Source organism: Hyphomonas sp. J20-32 (genome assembly GCF_055808555.1).
In genome coordinates this window covers 2,107,019-2,123,428 of the sequence record NZ_CM147873.1, presented here as the reverse complement: position 1 = coordinate 2,123,428, position 16,410 = coordinate 2,107,019, and the positions used below count along the sequence as shown (strand labels likewise).

The following is a 16,410-nucleotide window of genomic DNA, read 5'->3' as shown; positions in this document are numbered from 1 at the left end:
TCATGAACCGCGACTTTGCAATTCCTCGTCAGGCGAAGCTTCTGCCAAATTGATCTCCATGATGCGATCAAACTCGTCGGCATAATCATGCACTGCGCTGCTCGCAGCATTGTACCATACTTCGGAGATATCCTGAGGTGTCTTGCAGGACGTCAGCGCGTTCATCAGGGACAGGTCCTTTTTCATGCGCGCAGAATAGAAACGCGCCAGTTCCTGGCTGCTGGCCACCCAGTGCTGCATTGCACGCGCGCTTCCTCCGAGTAGGCTGGTCATGCCACCGTTCTGCATGAACAAGCTCGATGGCTCACCATCCGATTGGGCCGAGCCGTTTCCATCACGGCCTTTCGCTTTTTTCGTCGCCTCGGATTGGGCCTGAGATGTGGTCATGGGGCACTCCTATCGTTGCGTGGATTGTACGGATTTTCATTTTCTCTCATGCACCGGACAAGGTAGAATTGAGACAAATCAATCCCCCATTGGCTCCCGTTCCCGTCGTTTTGAAGAAATCGGCGTCTGCTAGGTAGAATCCCGCAATTCAATTTTAGCGTGGAGTACCATCTTATCTGGGAGAGGCAGGATGGGTGACCTGCCGTAGACAAAAGGAGGTAGAAAATGACTGCTCACACCATTCTTGAACTCCCGACGGCGCGACATTCATCGAATGCGCGCACGGCTCATACCCACAGGGACGCGCATGGTGTACCGCGAAACAGGCTGCGATTTGCGCCACATGAGCATCTGTTCTTCCAGGGCGATCAGCCGACCGGTGTCTTTCAGATCATTTCAGGCACGGTAATCCTCTACAAACTGATGGCCGATGGCCGACGCCAGATTCAGGACTTTTCCAGCGACGGTGATTTTCTCGCGCTCACCTTCGCTGACGTTCACAATCTCAGCGCGGAGGCGCTGACAAATGTCGAGGCCGACTTCATCGCTCAATCCAGTTTTGATCGCGCGTTGCAAGAGAATGCGGAATTTCGCCAAGGCATCTTCACGCTGATCGGCGACATGCTGAACGCCTCGCGCGAGCAAGCCCTTCTGCTCGGACGCAAGTGCGCTATGGAACGCACAGCGACTTTCCTTCTGTTCCTCGACAGCCGCTTCGCAGACCCCAAGACCGGTTTCGTGGATATCCGGATGAGCCGCTGCGATATGGCCGACTATGTTGGACTGACTCTCGAAACGGTTAGCCGCATGATGAACCAGCTGAAGCGACAAGGGATCATTGAACTGCCGCAGTCGAACCGGATCAGGATATCCGACCGAAAGCGCCTCATCGCCGCCGCTGGTGAACCCAGTGAGGATGAATATGCATCCGTCGTCGGTTACTGATACAGTCGGAGAATCCTGACCAGACACGATGGGGCATATCTCTGATGATACAAAGCAGCGCGGAGCAAGGCGATCCGATCGACGCCTTCGCCACGATCCTCTCACGCGCAAACGGCGCCCCGATAGCGACAGCAGTCATTCATCCCGTCAGCCAGAATCCGCTTGAGGCTGCATTGGATGCGCAGGCAGCCGGGCTGATCAAGGCCGTTCTCATTGGACCAGAGCAACGGATTCGCACGGCCGCAGACGCGTTCAACCTTGATCTGGCTGGAACCGAGATCATAGACACACCGCACAGCCACGCCGCAGCCCAGACCGGCGTCGATCTCGCCCGGACCGGCAAGGTCCAGGCGTTGATGAAGGGCGCCCTGCACACGAGCGAATTGATGGCGGCCGTCGTTGCCCGCAATACCGGCCTGCGTACGGACCGCCGGATGAGCCATGTCTTCGTGATGCAGACACCTGCCTATTCGAAATACCTGCTCATCAGCGACGGCGCCCTGAATATTGCCCCAGACCTGAACACGAAGAGGTGGATCGTCCAGAACGCCATAGACGTTGCCAACGCCATCGGTATCGACTCACCGAAGACAGCGATCCTGGCCGCCACCGAAGAGGTCGATCCTCACATGCCGTCGACAACTGACGCGGCAGCGCTCTGCAAGATGGCCGAACGGGGGCAAATCATTGGCGGCGTGCTCGACGGACCGCTCGCCTTCGATCTGGCCGTCTCCAAACAGGCGGTCAAAATCAAGGGCCTCGTGTCGGATGTCGCCGGGGACGCCGATATTCTCATCGTGCCGAATATCGAAGCGGGCAACATGCTCGCCAAACAACTCGACTATCTGGCCGGCGCCGCAGCCGCAGGGCTCGTCGTCGGCGCACAGGTTCCTATTGTCCTGACCAGCCGCTCGGACAGCGTGACCGAGCGGCTCGCCTCTTGCGCGCTGGCCAAGTGCTATCGCGACTGGAAGGCTGGCAGGACATGAGCACGCCGGTGATCGCAACCTTCAATACCGGATCGTCCAGCCTGAAATTCTCGCTATACCGCGCCGGAACGGACCGGCTGGGAGAGCGCTTGCTGGGTGGGAAACTGACGGGACTGGGCACGGCAATAAAGGTCACGACGGACACCCCCGGTGAGAGCCTTCAACATCGGCTGTCTGCAGCCCTTTCAAATGTTGACCCGGCGCCTGAACGCCTCATCCCGGAGCTCGCACGCTGCCTGAGCACGACCGTAGAAGGCAGCGAACTCGTCGCGGCTGGACACCGCATCGTGCATGGCGGCCAGACCTGCGACGGCGCCCGGCTCGCAACGCCAGGATTGCTGGATGACCTCGACGAGCTGTCTGTCTTTGCGCCCGATCACCAGCCTTACAACCTGGCCGGGGTCCGCAGCCTGGCAGAAACATTCCCCGGCCTGCCCCAATCCCTGTCCTTCGATACCGCTTTCCACCGGACACAGCCGCGGGAAGCCTGCCTGTATGCGATCCCGAGAGAGCTCACCGAGGCCGGCCTTCAGCGCTACGGGTTCCATGGCCTCTCCTACGCCTACATTTCAGGTGTCCTGCCGCAAACCTTTTCCAGTGTCCCTCATCGCAAGACCATTGTTGCCCACCTTGGCAACGGCGCAAGCCTCTGCGCGATGCAGGACGGCAAGAGCGTCGCCACTTCGATGGGACTGACCGCCCTGTCGGGTATCCCCATGGCGACCCGCTGCGGCGACCTTGATCCGGGCGCCGTCCTTTATCTGATTGACGTCCAAAAGAAGACACCGGGCGAAGTCTCGGACCTGCTTCATCACAAGTCCGGTCTGCTCGGCGTCTCCGGGATTAGCGGCGATATCCGTGACCTTCTCGCCAGCCCCTCGCCAGCAGCGGAAGAGGCCCTCGATCTGTACACATACCGGATTGCACGTGAGATCGGCTCCCTCGCAGCTGCCCTCCATGGCCTTGATGCCATTGTCTTTACCGGTGGAGTCGGCGAAAATTCGCGAGAAATGAGACAGCGTATCTGCTCGCACCTGTCATGGATGGGAGTCAGGTTCGATGCGGCAAAAAATGAATCCGGCGCAGGCATTATCTCTTCCGAGCGCTCCGGCATTTCTGTTGCCGTGATCCCAACCAACGAGGAAGAAGTGATTGGCCGCGAAACCTTTTCCACCTGCCGGGCCGGATTGGGCGGGTAAGTCCATACGTGAACCGGCACGCAGCCAGCCTGGCGTGAGGCCTTCGGAGAAATCCCGATGACATTTGACGTTCCCTTCACCGGCCTGCTGACAGCACTCGGCATCGGTCTGCTGATCGGCCTCGAACGCGGCTGGAAAGATCGCGCCGACCCTGATGGTTCAAGAGTAGCCGGGTTCCGCACCATCGGACTTATCGGATTTCTGGGCGGCCTCTTCGCCTTCATCGATACGGGAAGCGGTCTTGTCATCGCAGCCGGTTTTGTCGGGCTCGCGCTGCTCTTGCGGGAAGGGTTTGAAGCCCAGATCGATGTTACGCGCATTGTCAGTGTCACAACGATGGTGGCCGCGCTGAGCGCCTATGCGCTCGGTGCCCTCGCAGTGCTCGGCCATACGCAGGCCGCAGCGGCTGGCGCAGTTGTCGTAACATTTGTGCTCTGGCTGAGAACACCCTTTCACGCCCTGTTACACAAGATCGAGGAAAAGGAGCTCAGCGCCTTCCTGCGATTGCTTCTGATTTCAGTGGTCGTCCTGCCCGTTCTGCCCGACCAGGCATATGGGCCATATGATGCGATCAATCCGCGCGCAATCTGGTGGCTCGTCGTACTGATCAGCGGCCTCGAATTTGCCGGTTATCTCGGCGTGAAATGGCTGGGCAGCCGACGCGGCCTCGGACTGCTGGCGCTCGCAGGCAGTTTCGCGTCATCGACCGCCGTCACCCTGTCCTTTGCCCGGTTCAGCCGGAACGATGCCGGCGATGCGCGCGCGCTTGTCGGTGGCACAACCCTGGCATGGGCTGGCATGATCATTCGCACTGCCGTGATCATCGGCGGCTTTGCCCCCGCACTTGTCGGCCCCCTCGCACTGCCATTTGGATTCATGCTGATTGTCGCCTTGGGACTATCGGCAATGTTCCTTTTTCACCGGGGGACACAAGCGGCTCCGGAATTGGTCTTGTCCAATCCGCTCGACTTGAGATCCGCCCTGTTCTTCGCAGCCCTGCTGGCAACGGCGCTCCTCCTGTCCCGGGCAGCGGCTGAAATACTGGGATCGACGGGAATTTACGGCATTGCCCTCGTGGCGGGCGCCGTGGATGTGGATGCGATCAGCCTCTCCATGGTCCGGATGAGCGCAACGGGACTGGACACAGAAACCGCAGCAATCGCCGTCGCGCTGGCCGCGATCGCCAATACGCTCCTGAAGGGCACCATCGCCATCGTCGCGGGCGAAGGCGCCTACAGACGGCGAGGCATGATGTCTGCAGCCCTCATGGCGCTGGCGGGTGGAGTGGGGCTGGGAGTGGCAGGCGCAATCGGGCTGCTTTGAAACCGCCCGCCACGGCCCGCTACTGCGCCACGAAGCCGCCATCCACCGGAATGTTCGCTCCGGTGACGAAGGACGCACTGGAGGAACACAACCAGACGATCAGTTCGGCAACTTCTTCGGGTTTTCCGATATGCCCGATCGGGTGCAAGGGGTCGAGCATCTCGCGGGATGTCATCTTTCCGTCGCTCGATTGTTCTGCGAGGGAATCCAGCATCCTGGTATCGATCCCACCGGGGCAAACCGAATTCACGCGGATACCGGCCTTGCCATACTCAAGCGCGGCATTCTTTGTCAGGCCGTTGACGCCATGCTTTGACGCCACATAGGGACTGAGGCCTGCAAACCCGACAAGGCCGGCAACCGAGGCGAGATTGACGATTGCCCCGCCGCCGGTTTCGGCCATGTGCCTGACCTCGGCGCGCAGGCACAGGAAGACGCCCTTCAGGTTGACCGATATGATCCGGTCGAAATTCTCTTCGGTCTGCTCTGCGAACGGCGCGATAGTCCCCTCAATCCCGGCATTGTTGCAGGCACAGTCGAGCTTTCCATAAGTTTCCACGGCCTGCTTCATCAAGGCGTCGACCTCATTTGCCTGAGAAACATCGGCGCGCATGAAGAAGGCCTCGCCCCCGGCTGCCTTGATCAGGCGAACTGTCTCCTCGCCCCCCTCTGCGTTGACATCCGAGACGATGACGCGGGCGCCTTCAGTCGCGAACTTGAGCGCTGTCGCCCGCCCGATTCCCGCGCCGGCACCGGTAACCAAGGCGCTCTTGCCGTCCACCATTCCCATGACTCGTCTCCTCGTTTTGCTTCAGAGGGCTTCGTAGTCATCTACGGAATAGCCCATCTGGCTCAGCCCCTCGATGAGATACGTGCTCGCGAGCGGCGTTTCTGAAAGATATTTGGCCAGGTTTATGTCGGCGACATCGACGGCCTGGTGGCGCGCAGCCGACCAGTCTTCAGGCTTGTAGTCGCCGCGCCCTACCCACATCAGGGCGAGCAGGTCCCTTTGGGCATCGACATTCAAGAGATTGACGGCAGAGTTCAACTCTTCGAGTATCGGGTCTGCCTGATCCTGCTCCTCCTTTTCGAGCAAGTCCTCCTGGTCAGTGAATGCCTCGTCGCCCGAATATTCTTCGCCTGTCGGATCAATGTCCTCAGTGTCGAACTCGCGCACCAGCATGGCAATCTGCATCGCGGCTGCGGGATCAAGGATAAGATCGAAATTTCGCACAAACATTGGAAGCCCCCTTTCGTTTCGCTCAGTCTCCGCGCAGGTGAACGGCGACAGCCTGCGGGCCCTTGTCGCCCGGCTCTATCCTGAAGGTGACATCATCGCCAATTCTCAGCGCCTTGAACCGGGCATCGGTCACCGAGCGGGCTTGAAAGTAGCATTCCTGCCCATCTTCGGCGACAATGAACCCCGCATCCTCTTCGGCCAGAAATCTCGCGATCTTTCCGGCGACCCGGGTTTTATCCGTCGTTCGGTCAACCCTGTTATCATGCTTGAGTTTCTTGATCTGCCGCTGGGCAGCCTTGAACGCATCCCGGACGCTGACAAGCACGTCCTCATGCGCATGATCGTCGTCGGCAACATGCGTGACGGCAATATCCTTCCGGCCCGGTGCCGTCAGGTGGATGCGCACTGTGGCCAGGCCACCCACGCGCTTGCGCCCACTCGGACCTTCAATCAGGACCGTGCAGCTGGTCAGGTCCGGATAAATATTCTCCAGCTGGCGGATTTCCTTGTCGACCCGCTCCTGCAAATGCTGGGATGGCTCGATATTTCGATACGATATCTCTGGTTCTATTTGCATGCACGCAACAAAGCACGGCTTGCGTCAGCTCGAATTGATCCTTGTCATCTCCGCGAAATTTTCGGGGGACGTGGAAATACGATTCGAACAACACGCGGCACTTGCTGCACAACGCGCTACGCTAGACTTTGACAAAGCTATTTGCCCGGCTAGGTTGGAAGCGAATGTGAGCTCGATCATGTCTCAACAAAGTTCTGTTCCGGTAAGAGAAGCCGTGGGCGTTTTCCAGACCGAAGACGCGCTTCAGGCTGCAATCGATGACTTGTTGTCGCATGGATTTGACCGGGCAGAGATCAGCCTGCTGGCGCGCTCGGATAGTGTTGAAAAGAAGCTCGGGCACGCCTACCGGAAAGTCGCCGAAGTGGAGGATGATGTGGCGGCCCCCCGGATCGCCTATGTCGCCGAGGAAGATGTCGGCAATGCCGAGGGCGCGGTGATTGGAACACTGATGTATGTCGGTGCTCTGGCAGGGCTGATACCGGTCGTCGCATCCGGCGGGGCGCTGGCAGCCGGGTTGGTTGCCCTCTTGATCGGTGGCGGAAGTGGTGCCGCGCTCGGAGCCGCACTCGCGCGCATAATCGGGAATGAACACGCTGAATACATCGCAGACCAGGTCGAGCATGGCGGCCTCGCATTGTGGGTGCGCACCTGGAATGAAGGGGACGAAGCGCGCGCGACGAAGATCCTGAAGGCCCATTCCGGGAAAGACGTACACTTGCATGGCCTGCCAGACCTGCATCCTGTTCTCGAAGACCGGTTTCTCGGGGCGATTTCAGACGCTGAAGCGGAAGCCTATCGGGATACGGGTTTTGTCCACTCGGGCGATGACGAATATTATGTCTCTGGCAAGGTCTTCTCGAGTGCCGAGGACGCCAGCTCCTATGTCGAGCGGCGGAAATATATCGAAGCCCTTCATGCATCGGTCCAATCAAAAAATATCGATCTGAACGCCGCCCTTACAGACCCAGCCGGCACATTTCACACAATTGCAAATCTCCTTGCCACGCCTTTGTCAAACGCCGTCAAGCTGGAGCTGCTCAAGCGTTGGGCGTACGATGCGAAGTCGCTTGAAGTGGCAGAAGGCGAAGGCATGATTGCACCCTCGAATGGGGACAAGCTCCAGGACATCGCAAAGGCGATCGCAGACCTGAAAGCAACGAACTGACTCTTCCCCAGAGAAGTCTTGAGAACCCGCCGGAGTTCCGCCTCCCTGCCCTGCCCGCAGATCCCGTGATGCCATTACAGTCTGCAACGAGGATCGCGGTCGTGTGAACTGGATAATTGCGAATTCAGTTCCAAAAGGGCTTGGCGCATGGAATGTTAGCGTGCAACAAAGAGGAAAATAAAGCGGAGCCGCACACGTCGGTTCCCGGCCTTTAGAGGAGGGGCGCATGATGACGGTCACCAAAAAAACCATGAAACGATTTCGGGAAACTGTAGGGTTCGCAGCACTCGCGGCGGGTCTTGCGGCCTGCGCCACGACGATGCCCCCTGCCGCAATGGATGTCGCGCCGAGCGCCGGTCCTACCGAAACCGTGACCTACGAATATCCATTCCGCGATCCCTCCCTCAGCCCCGAGGCACGCGCCGCCGATCTTGTCAGTCGCCTGACACTCGAAGAGAAGGCCGCGCAGATGTACGACAAGGCCACACCTGTCGAACGGCTCGGCATTCGCAAGCACAATTGGTGGAACGAAGCACTCCACGGCGTCGCGCGCGCCGGCGAGGCGACAGTCTTTCCTCAGGCAATCGGCCTTGCCGCGACGTGGGACGAAGACCTGATGCTCGAAGTGGCCACAGCCATTTCCGACGAAGGCCGAGCAAAGCATAACAATTTCGCCCGTCAGGGCGTCTACGAGATGTACACCGACCTCACCTACTGGTCGCCGAACATCAATATCTTCCGCGATCCGCGCTGGGGCCGGGGGCAGGAAACCTATGGCGAGGATCCGTTCCTCACGGGCCGCATGGCGACAAATTTCGTCAACGGAATCCAGGGAGACGATGACAAATACCTCAAGGCCGTAGCGACAGTGAAGCATTTCGCAGTCCATTCCGGTCCTGAGCCGACACGCCACTCCGACGATTACAATCCCACAGAAGCTGACCTTCACGAGACCTATCTTGGCGCGTTCAAGGCTGCCTTCGACAATACGCAAGTCGCGTCGGTAATGTGCGCCTACAATGCCTTCCGCGGCGCGCCGGCCTGCGGCAGCGAAGAGCTGATGGTCGACATCCTGCGTGGCGAGCTCGGCTTCAAAGGTTATGTCGTGTCCGATTGCGGTGCCATCGGCGATTTTTACTACGATCATGCCCACAAATACGTCAAAACCCGCGCCGAGGCAGCGGCACTCTCTGTAAACATGGGGACCGACATCAATTGCGGCGATGGCGAGGGCAACAAGATGGACGCCCTGCCCGAAGCCGTTGCTCTGGGACTAATCGACGAGGCGACGATTGATCAGGCCGTCACGCGACTGTTCACAGCCCGGTTCCGGCTCGGCGAATTCGACGAGGGCGTACCCTATGCCGATATCCCCTACAGCGTCGTAGCAAGCGAAAAGAACCTCGCCCTCTCGGCCGAGGCGGCCCGCGACTCCCTCGTTCTGCTGAAGAATGACGGCATTCTGCCTCTGGCTGAAGGCACGAAGGTCGCTGTTATCGGTCCGAATGCAGACAATGAATTGACCCTGGTGGCGAACTATTTCGGCTACCCGACCGCACCGGTGACCGCGCTTGAGGGTGTGATCGCCAAGGCAGGCGCTGAAAACGTCGTCTATGCGCCCGGCGCGGCGCTGGCAGGCAACGTCTTCGGCAACAAGAAGCCCGTCGAGGCGAGCGTTTTCAAGCATGCTGACGAGACCGGCGACTTGCAGTCCGGCCTGACGATGACGAGCTGGGACAATGCTTCGCGTGACGGCGATCCGGTGTCTGTCACGGTCGATGCGCAGATCGATCACCACTGGAAAACCTCGCCGATCAACGGCCAGGTCGCAGATGAATTTGTGATTGTCTGGACAGGCTTCATCGTTCCGGAAACCGATGGCGCCTACAGCTTTGGGGTTCCGAGAATGTCCGAGGCCACGGTTGATGGCAAGAAGATCACCGATGGCCCGATCGAGATGAAGGCAGGCGAGGCCTACCCGGTCGAATATACGCTGAACGCCGTGCGGGACTGGCCGGTCAACACGATCGAACCGGTCGCAAAACTGTCATGGGTGAATACATCGCGCGACTGGGCTGGCGAGGCGCTGGACGTCGCCAAGGACGCCGATGTCGTGCTGTTCTTCGGCGGCATTGACGCCGATCTCGAAGGCGAGGAAATGAGTGTCGAGATTGACGGCTTCCTCGGTGGCGACCGCACCCACCTCAAGCTGCCGCAAGTGCAGGAAGACCTGCTGAAGCAGCTTCACTCGACAGGCAAGCCGGTCGTTCTGGTCAATTTTTCGGGCAGCGCAGTGGCGCTCAACTGGGAGGCCGAGAACCTGCCGGCCATCGTCCAGGCCTTCTATCCCGGCGAGAAGGCTGGCATGGCCATCGCCGACCTGCTCTGGGGCGAGTTCAGCCCCTCGGGCCGCCTGCCGGTGACATTCTACACATCGCTCGACGGTATGCCCGCCTTTGACGATTATTCGATGCAGAACCGGACGTACAAATACTATGAGGGCAAGCCGCTCTATCCGTTCGGCCATGGCCTCAGCTATACGACCTTCGCCTATTCCGACATCTCAGTGCCGGAAACGCAGGACAGCGCTGCAGCAATGCCCGTCTCGGTGACCGTAACCAATACGGGCGAACGCGCAGGACGCGAAGTCGTGCAGGCCTATATCCAGCTCGACGAGCGGCCGAACCCCTCGACCCCGCGCGTTGAACTCGTGGCATTCGATGTCGTTGAACTGGCCCCCGGTGAGAGCAAGACTGTAACTTTCGACCTGTCGCCGGAGCGACTTGGCTACTTCAGCGATGATGGCGCGCTTGTCGCCCCGGCGGGCATGTCGGCAACGATATCGCTCGGCGGCGGCCAACCGGGATTTGTCAGCGAGACCGGTGCGGCGTCCGCCCGAGTCGCCTTCAACGCGGACTGATCCGCAGCAATACGACGATCCAGCGACCTGAAAGGGGCGCCGCTCGCAAGGGACGGCGCCTCTCATCGTTCTAGCATGTTGTTCGTTTCACTGTTTCCCTCGCAGCCGAACAGATTGAAACGTATTTTTGAAGTCGTCCTACCGTCTGAAATGGGAGTACTCCCGTTCCCGGAAGCGGAATGGCAGGAGTGCCGACGGCGAGCCTTCAGGCGATGCGCAGAGGTGCACTGGCGGAGCCCGTCGCGGAATGCCAAACTGAGTTTATGACGATCCGAGCAACGACTAAAAATCAGACACTCATGAAATCCTCCAGCCAGCGCCGGATCAATCTTCCCGCAACGTTGACGGCCGGCCTGCTCATATTGTTGACGGGTTGTGTTCATCCTGACCGCTCACCGCAGCATGAGACCACGATCACCCACGGCACCGAGCGGGATGAACCCGGTGAAACCGCTTCGTCGGCAGTATCGCCTCCGAAAGATGTCGAGCTGCAAAGCAATATTCTGACGGACGCCCTTGCCCGGCTGTCCGAGCATGGCCTTGATCCCGAGGACTATGGCCTTTCGCATATTCTTGACTTGTCGGACCATCCCGGTGCTCAGGATCTAGTAGCGCAACAAGCCTGGCTTCTGGCCGCCACTCACCTCGCGCATGGCGTGCTGGATCCAGGTACGCTGCAGCGACGCCTTGCAGCAGGTGCCGCAGAAAACGCGATGTTCACGCAGCTCGACGCACAAGGCGGCCCGGCGGCGCTTGCTGCCGCGCTAGACCGTATGGCGCCGCAGCATCCGGAATACCTCGCCCTGCGCGCGGAGCTGGCCCGCGAGCAAGCCGCATTGGCACTGGCAACCGATCCGACCGTCCGCGACGGGCATACGGCACGGATCGGCCAGCTGCATGTCAACATGGAGCGATGGCGCTGGCTGCCGCATACGCTCGGGCCGCGATATGTCATTGCCAACATCCCCGGGTTCGACGTCGCCGCTATTGAACAGGGGGCCGTCCATACCAGTCACGCGGCAATATTCGGCAAAACCAACCGGGAAACACCGACCTTTTCCGACAGTATCGAATATATCATCTTCAATCCGTGGTGGGATGTACCTGACAGCATCGCCCGGGCCGACAAGCTGCCGCAGTTCCGGCGCGATCCCGGAATCATCGGCCGACTTGGCTACAGGGTGCTCGACCGGCAGGGAAAGGCCATCAATCCGGCTGACATCAATTGGTCCGAGGTGTCAGCCGCATCCTTTCCGTACCGGCTGCGCCAGGCCCCCGGTCCGTCCAATGCACTCGGGCAGGTGAAGATCATGTTCCCGAACCCGCACAATGTTTATCTCCACGATACGCCGGACCGGGACTTGTTCGATGCCGACCAGCGAACCTTTTCATCCGGCTGCGTCAGGGTGAAGGAGCCGCTCGACCTTGCGGCATGGTTGCTGGAGGACACGGCGGGCTGGGATCGAACGCGCATCGATGCAGCCGTCGCTTCGGGCGCCGAAACGCGCGTCGACCTGCTGGCGCCGGTGCCAGTCTACGTGGTCTATATGACCGCCGTCGACAATTCCTGCGGCGGCGTACGGTATCTGACAGACATTTACGGGCGTGACGATGCCATCCTTGAAGCGCTGGAACGACCGATCCTGCGATAAAGCAGGTGTCAGGTTTCAAGGCCGGTCCATTCATCCAGGCCCAGCGCTATGTTGAGATTCTGGACCGCAGCACCGGATGCGCCTTTGCCGAGATTGTCGAGCCGCGCGACGAGACGGACCTGGTCATCCGATCCGAAGACGTAGAGATCCAGCCGGTTGGTGCCGTTGCAGCCTTCCGGTTCGAGCCCCGTCAGACTGTCACTGTCGGCCAGTGGCACCACGCGCACGAAGCGTTCGCCTTCATAAGCATGCGTGATCGCGTCGTGAAGCGCCGCCCGCTTCGGTGTGCCGGGTAGTGCCCAAAGCGCCAATGGCACTTCAATGATCATGCCCTGCGCAAAGCGGCCGACGGCGGGCATGAACAGCGGCAGGTTGGCGAGGCGGCAATGCCGCATCATTTCCGGCGGGTGCTTGTGCTTCTGCGAAAGACCATAGATGCGGTAATTGTCCGCTGTGTGGTTGGCTGCGTCGGTATTTTCGAATTCAGCGATCATCGTATTGCCGCCACCCGAATAGCCTGACACGGCACTCACGGTCAGCGGATGCGACGCGGGCAGCAAGCCGCGCGCTACGAGTGGTCGCACCAGCGCGATTACACCAGTCGGATAGCAGCCCGGATTTGATATCCGGGTTGAGGCCTGAATCGCCGCGCGCTGGGCCTTGTCCATTTCGGGGAAGCCGTAAGTCCAACCCGGCGCTGTGCGATGCGCGGTGGAGGCATCGATGATGATCGTGTTCTTGTTAGTGACAAGCGACACGCCAAGCCGGGCAGCATCATCCGGCAGGCAGAGGATCACGGCATCCGCCATGTTCATGAGACGGGCGCGTTCGTCGATATCCTTGCGCAGGGCCGGATCGATCGAGATCACATCAAGATCGCTGCGCTGGCGCAACCGGTCGGCAATCTGCAGGCCGGTCGTACCTGCTTCGCCATCAATGAAAACCTTTGGCAACATCGTCGCCCCCCATCACAGGACAATAAAAAACGGGCGCTTCGTCTCCGAAGCGCCCGCCGGGAATTTGAAAAACCGGAATACGGCTTTAGCGCTTGGAGAACTGGAAGCTGCGGCGAGCTTTGGCTCGGCCGTACTTCTTGCGTTCGACAACGCGCGGGTCGCGGGTCATGAAGCCGAATGGCTTCAGCACGGCGCGCAGGCCTGGCTCATATGCAACGAGCGCACGTGAGATACCGTGCCGGACAGCGCCTGCCTGGCCCATCAGGCCGGAGCCCTTGACGGTGGCGATGACGTCGAACTCGGTCTCACGGCCGGATTCGATCAGCGGCTGGGCGATGACCATGCGCAGGACCGGACGCGCAAAATACGTTTCCTGGTCGCGGCCATTGATCGTGATCTTGCCGGAACCCGGTTTGATCCAGACGCGTGCAGTGGCTTCCTTGCGGCGACCCGTGCCGTATGCGCGACCCTGTGCGTCGATTTTTGGCTCCACCTTGATCGCGGGCGCTTCAGCGGCCGGCGCGCCGGACATGGCGCCAAGTTCCTCGAGGGAGTTTGCTGTATCGGTCATATGTATCAGGCCGCCTTGATGTTCTTGCAATTCATCGACTTGAAGTCGACGGTTTCAGGCTGTTGCGCCGTGTGCGGGTGCTCGGAACCGGCATAGACGCGCAGCTTGCCGAACTGGGTCCGTGCGAGCGTGCTTTCCTTCGGCATCATCCGCTTCACAGCCATCTGGATGGCGCGCTCAGGATACTTGCCGTTCAGGATCTTCTCAGGTGTCGTCGACTTGATGCCGCCCGGGTAACCGGTGTGACGGTAGTAGATCTTGTCCGTCAGCTTCTTGCCTGTGAATTTCGCTTTATCCGCATTGATAATGACGACATGATCGCCGGTATCGATGTGCGGCGTGAAGTCGACGCGGTGCTTGCCGCGAAGGCGTTTGGCGACGTATGAAGCAAGGCGTCCGATGACGACGTCAGTCGCGTCAATCACGACCCACTTGTGCTCCACATCTGCTGGTGCGTTATAGGTTTTCATCGCTCTAATCAGAGCCTCTCGCTTTCGGAGTTCATGGAATGCAATTCAAGCGCTGGCGTTTAAGCGCCGCTTCCCCCCTTGTCAACGCTGGGGTTGGCCTTGCCCTGCTTTTTACGGCATCGGCCTGCTCAAAACAAGACAAGGCAGCCCAGACCGAGGCTGAAGTCCCTGTAATCTCTGCAGGGACCGTGCTTCCAGCCGTCTGGTCGACTCGCCCGCTGGAGGGCGAAGTCGCCTCAATCGCGCTCTCGGGCGGCCTACGCGGTATTCTGGCTGTGGCCTATGAGAAAGGCGGCCTGCAATTCTACGACATGGAAGCCGAAAAATTGGGTGAAAAGTCCAATTTCCGCTTGAAATCGCTCGCTGGCGGCCAGTCATCAATCGTTGAAGAGCGGTCAATCACGGTGTTCCCGGGAATCACCCGGGAGGGCGAGCTGAAAGGCTATATATTCGGCGAAGGCCTGCTGGCACCGGCCCAGGTCGATCTTCCTGTCAGCACCGATCACGTCGTAGCTGGCGTATGCTCCGGCCCCGCCCCCGGGACCGGGCTGATGCGCCTCGCCTTCTGGACAGAAGCCAATAACCGCGTGCTGCAGAACGGCATCATACGCGAATCCGACGGAGAGCTGAATTGGTCGGCGGGTGAGTCGACCTTTACCGAGTTCCCGGTGAAATCCTGCGCCTTTACCAGCGACACGCTTGTCGCGTCGCCGCGCGCTTCCACTGCTTCTTCGCTGGTGCGCGGACCGCTTGATGCCCTCGTTTCGCTGGAAGACGGCAAGCTGGGCATCTCGACCGATATGGGCATGACCAATGCCGAGATCGACGTGAAGGACGGAATCACGGTCGTGGCCCCGGATACGCCGGTCGCCATGGCGGCCATGGGCACGATGATGTCTGGTGGCTATCCCGGTGGACTGATCGTAATCGCAGGCGAAACCAAGCCCGGTGAACATCACGCCGTGTTCGTGGACCCGAGCGCATTGACGCTGTCGACCAATTGACCGGAACCGCGTGAGCGCCAGACCAGCCTCACCGCCGCCAAAGTGACGATCACGCCAAGAGCCTGGTGCAACAGCGCCAGGTTCATCGGCGCAGCGTTTACAAGGGTCAGGATGCCCCATAGGGCCTGAAGGCTGACGAGCAGAGCGAGGCCGGCGAACGCGCCCCTGAGTGCCGTCTCGCGGAACGCCCATGCTGCGACGAGGGCGGCGATCCAGATCAGGTAGGCCAGGATGCGGTGGTTGAACTGGGTTGTGGCGCGGCCCTCGAACAGGCTGCGCAGACCGAGGCCTTCGCCGAGGTATGATTTCGGCACAAACTCGCCGGCCATCAAAGGCCAGTCATTGTAGGTGCGTCCGGCATCCAGACCGGCAACGAGTGCGCCGGCCGCCATCTGCACGACGATCAGCGCAAGCAACACCCACGCAGCGACTCGTACCGACCGGGCCACCGGCTCTCGCACCTTGGCGCCGAGATCGAGCCACAGCCATGTGGTGAAGCCGATAATCAGCAGCGCCAGCATGAAATGCGTGGCGAGGCGATAGGGAGCGACATCGACGCGGGTCGTTTCGCCAATGCCGCTTGAGACCATCCACCAGCCGATGGCGCCCTGCAGGCCGCCCAACAGGATAAGGATAACAAACTTGGTGGCGAGAGCCCGGCTGAGCCAGCCCCGGATCGCGAAGACCGCCAGGCCGAACATGGCGACAAGACCGATCATGCGCCCAAACAGCCGGTGCCCCCATTCCCACCAGAATATCTGCTGGAAGTCGCCAAGCGACATGCCGGAATTCTGCAAACGATACTCGGATGTCTGCTTGTACTTTTCGAACAGGCCCGCCCATGCGGCATCGGTCAGCGGCGGCAGCGCACCCTTGATCGGGTCCCATTCCGTGATCGACAGGCCGCTATCCGTGAGGCGGGTGGCGCCGCCAATCAGGATCATGGCGTAGACCAGCACGCCGATGACCACGAGCCAGATGCGCATCCAGCGTGTGGCATTATGGGGTTTGC

The 16,410-nt window shown here is 60.1% G+C and carries 16 protein-coding genes; 8 read left to right on the top strand and 8 right to left on the bottom strand.

The features are described from left to right. Positions 1 to 387 carry a hypothetical protein gene (locus tag AC0L7I_RS10445; RefSeq protein WP_473396368.1) on the bottom strand — a complete coding sequence of 129 codons (387 nt, stop codon included), beginning with the start codon at positions 385 to 387 and terminating at the stop codon, positions 1 to 3. Between the two features lie 225 nt (positions 388 to 612). On the opposite strand from AC0L7I_RS10445, the gene AC0L7I_RS10440 reads away from it, so the two are divergent. From AC0L7I_RS10440 to AC0L7I_RS10425, 4 genes are read left to right on the top strand one after another with little or no spacing between them, the layout of a single operon-like run. Next, positions 613 to 1,332 (top strand): helix-turn-helix domain-containing protein, encoded by a 720-nt coding sequence (locus AC0L7I_RS10440; protein WP_473396367.1) that lies wholly within the window; start codon positions 613 to 615, stop codon positions 1,330 to 1,332. 44 nt (positions 1,333 to 1,376) lie between these two features. Beyond that, a complete protein-coding gene (locus tag AC0L7I_RS10435; protein WP_473396366.1) occupies positions 1,377 to 2,321 on the top strand; it encodes a bifunctional enoyl-CoA hydratase/phosphate acetyltransferase in 945 nt (314 codons plus the stop codon). Further along, complete coding sequence (locus AC0L7I_RS10430) at positions 2,318 to 3,520, top strand: acetate/propionate family kinase (RefSeq protein ID WP_473396365.1); 1,203 nt, start codon at positions 2,318 to 2,320, stop codon at positions 3,518 to 3,520. Before AC0L7I_RS10435 ends, AC0L7I_RS10430 begins: the two co-directional genes overlap by 4 nt. Positions 3,521 to 3,577: 57 nt before the next feature. Further along, a complete protein-coding gene (locus tag AC0L7I_RS10425; RefSeq protein WP_473396364.1) occupies positions 3,578 to 4,843 on the top strand; it encodes an MgtC/SapB family protein in 1,266 nt (421 codons plus the stop codon). A gap of 19 nt (positions 4,844 to 4,862) precedes the next feature. Here AC0L7I_RS10425 and AC0L7I_RS10420 read toward each other — a convergent pair whose 3' ends face one another. From AC0L7I_RS10420 to AC0L7I_RS10410, 3 genes are read right to left on the bottom strand one after another with little or no spacing between them, the layout of a single operon-like run. Beyond that, on the bottom strand, positions 4,863 to 5,633 hold the full coding sequence (locus AC0L7I_RS10420; RefSeq protein ID WP_473396363.1) for an SDR family oxidoreductase: 771 nt from the start codon (positions 5,631 to 5,633) through the stop codon (positions 4,863 to 4,865). A 21-nt stretch (positions 5,634 to 5,654) separates the two neighbouring features. Beyond that, positions 5,655 to 6,083 carry a DUF3775 domain-containing protein gene (locus AC0L7I_RS10415; protein ID WP_473396362.1) on the bottom strand — a complete coding sequence of 143 codons (429 nt, stop codon included), beginning with the start codon at positions 6,081 to 6,083 and terminating at the stop codon, positions 5,655 to 5,657. Positions 6,084 to 6,105: 22 nt separating this feature from the next. Next, a complete protein-coding gene (locus AC0L7I_RS10410) occupies positions 6,106 to 6,660 on the bottom strand; it encodes an HPF/RaiA family ribosome-associated protein (RefSeq protein WP_473396361.1) in 555 nt (184 codons plus the stop codon). Positions 6,661 to 6,838: 178 nt separating this feature from the next. Here AC0L7I_RS10410 and AC0L7I_RS10405 point away from each other — a divergent pair, with 178 nt between their 5' ends. From AC0L7I_RS10405 to AC0L7I_RS10395, 3 genes are all read left to right on the top strand, one after another. Further along, positions 6,839 to 7,825, top strand: a complete 987-nt coding sequence (locus tag AC0L7I_RS10405) for a hypothetical protein (RefSeq protein ID WP_473396360.1) — start codon at positions 6,839 to 6,841, stop codon at positions 7,823 to 7,825. 319 nt (positions 7,826 to 8,144) lie between these two features. Continuing rightward, entirely contained in the window at positions 8,145 to 10,745 is a 2,601-nt protein-coding gene (locus AC0L7I_RS10400; RefSeq protein ID WP_473399142.1) for a glycoside hydrolase family 3 C-terminal domain-containing protein, read from the top strand. 299 nt (positions 10,746 to 11,044) lie between these two features. Beyond that, positions 11,045 to 12,397, top strand: a complete 1,353-nt coding sequence (locus tag AC0L7I_RS10395; RefSeq protein WP_473396359.1) for a L,D-transpeptidase family protein — start codon at positions 11,045 to 11,047, stop codon at positions 12,395 to 12,397. A gap of 8 nt (positions 12,398 to 12,405) precedes the next feature. Here the strand turns inward: AC0L7I_RS10395 and argC are convergent, their stop codons facing one another. The 3 genes from argC to rplM form a co-directional block, all read right to left on the bottom strand. Then, on the bottom strand, positions 12,406 to 13,353 hold the full coding sequence (gene argC, locus AC0L7I_RS10390) for an N-acetyl-gamma-glutamyl-phosphate reductase (RefSeq protein WP_473396358.1): 948 nt from the start codon (positions 13,351 to 13,353) through the stop codon (positions 12,406 to 12,408). An 85-nt stretch (positions 13,354 to 13,438) separates the two neighbouring features. After that, entirely contained in the window at positions 13,439 to 13,924 is a 486-nt protein-coding gene (gene rpsI, locus AC0L7I_RS10385) for a 30S ribosomal protein S9 (protein ID WP_473396357.1), read from the bottom strand. Positions 13,925 to 13,929: 5 nt separating this feature from the next. Continuing rightward, a complete protein-coding gene (rplM, locus tag AC0L7I_RS10380) occupies positions 13,930 to 14,394 on the bottom strand; it encodes a 50S ribosomal protein L13 (RefSeq protein WP_473396356.1) in 465 nt (154 codons plus the stop codon). 38 nt (positions 14,395 to 14,432) lie between these two features. Here rplM and AC0L7I_RS10375 point away from each other — a divergent pair, with 38 nt between their 5' ends. Beyond that, positions 14,433 to 15,398, top strand: a complete 966-nt coding sequence (locus tag AC0L7I_RS10375) for a hypothetical protein (protein WP_473396355.1) — start codon at positions 14,433 to 14,435, stop codon at positions 15,396 to 15,398. Here AC0L7I_RS10375 and AC0L7I_RS10370 read toward each other — a convergent pair. Then, on the bottom strand, positions 15,350 to 16,384 hold the full coding sequence (locus AC0L7I_RS10370) for a COX15/CtaA family protein (RefSeq protein WP_473396354.1): 1,035 nt from the start codon (positions 16,382 to 16,384) through the stop codon (positions 15,350 to 15,352). The genes AC0L7I_RS10375 and AC0L7I_RS10370 overlap by 49 nt on opposite strands. Between the last annotated feature and the right edge of the window lie 26 nt (positions 16,385 to 16,410).

Bases quoted from the DNA above. Each gene is read 5' to 3' on its own strand.
- AC0L7I_RS10445 (WP_473396368.1), bottom strand. From the start codon at position 387: ATGACCACATCTCAGGCCCAATCCGAGGCGACGAAAAAAGCGAAAGGC.
- AC0L7I_RS10440 (WP_473396367.1), top strand. From the start codon at position 613: ATGACTGCTCACACCATTCTTGAACTCCCGACGGCGCGACATTCATCG.
- AC0L7I_RS10435 (WP_473396366.1), top strand. From the start codon at position 1,377: ATGATACAAAGCAGCGCGGAGCAAGGCGATCCGATCGACGCCTTCGCC.
- AC0L7I_RS10430 (WP_473396365.1), top strand. From the start codon at position 2,318: ATGAGCACGCCGGTGATCGCAACCTTCAATACCGGATCGTCCAGCCTG.
- AC0L7I_RS10425 (WP_473396364.1), top strand. From the start codon at position 3,578: ATGACATTTGACGTTCCCTTCACCGGCCTGCTGACAGCACTCGGCATC.
- AC0L7I_RS10420 (WP_473396363.1), bottom strand. From the start codon at position 5,633: ATGGGAATGGTGGACGGCAAGAGCGCCTTGGTTACCGGTGCCGGCGCG.
- AC0L7I_RS10415 (WP_473396362.1), bottom strand. From the start codon at position 6,083: ATGTTTGTGCGAAATTTCGATCTTATCCTTGATCCCGCAGCCGCGATG.
- AC0L7I_RS10410 (WP_473396361.1), bottom strand. From the start codon at position 6,660: ATGCAAATAGAACCAGAGATATCGTATCGAAATATCGAGCCATCCCAG.
- AC0L7I_RS10405 (WP_473396360.1), top strand. From the start codon at position 6,839: ATGTCTCAACAAAGTTCTGTTCCGGTAAGAGAAGCCGTGGGCGTTTTC.
- AC0L7I_RS10400 (WP_473399142.1), top strand. From the start codon at position 8,145: ATGCCCCCTGCCGCAATGGATGTCGCGCCGAGCGCCGGTCCTACCGAA.
- AC0L7I_RS10395 (WP_473396359.1), top strand. From the start codon at position 11,045: ATGAAATCCTCCAGCCAGCGCCGGATCAATCTTCCCGCAACGTTGACG.
- argC (WP_473396358.1), bottom strand. From the start codon at position 13,353: ATGTTGCCAAAGGTTTTCATTGATGGCGAAGCAGGTACGACCGGCCTG.
- rpsI (WP_473396357.1), bottom strand. From the start codon at position 13,924: ATGACCGATACAGCAAACTCCCTCGAGGAACTTGGCGCCATGTCCGGC.
- rplM (WP_473396356.1), bottom strand. From the start codon at position 14,394: ATGAAAACCTATAACGCACCAGCAGATGTGGAGCACAAGTGGGTCGTG.
- AC0L7I_RS10375 (WP_473396355.1), top strand. From the start codon at position 14,433: ATGCAATTCAAGCGCTGGCGTTTAAGCGCCGCTTCCCCCCTTGTCAAC.
- AC0L7I_RS10370 (WP_473396354.1), bottom strand. From the start codon at position 16,384: ATGCGCATCTGGCTCGTGGTCATCGGCGTGCTGGTCTACGCCATGATC.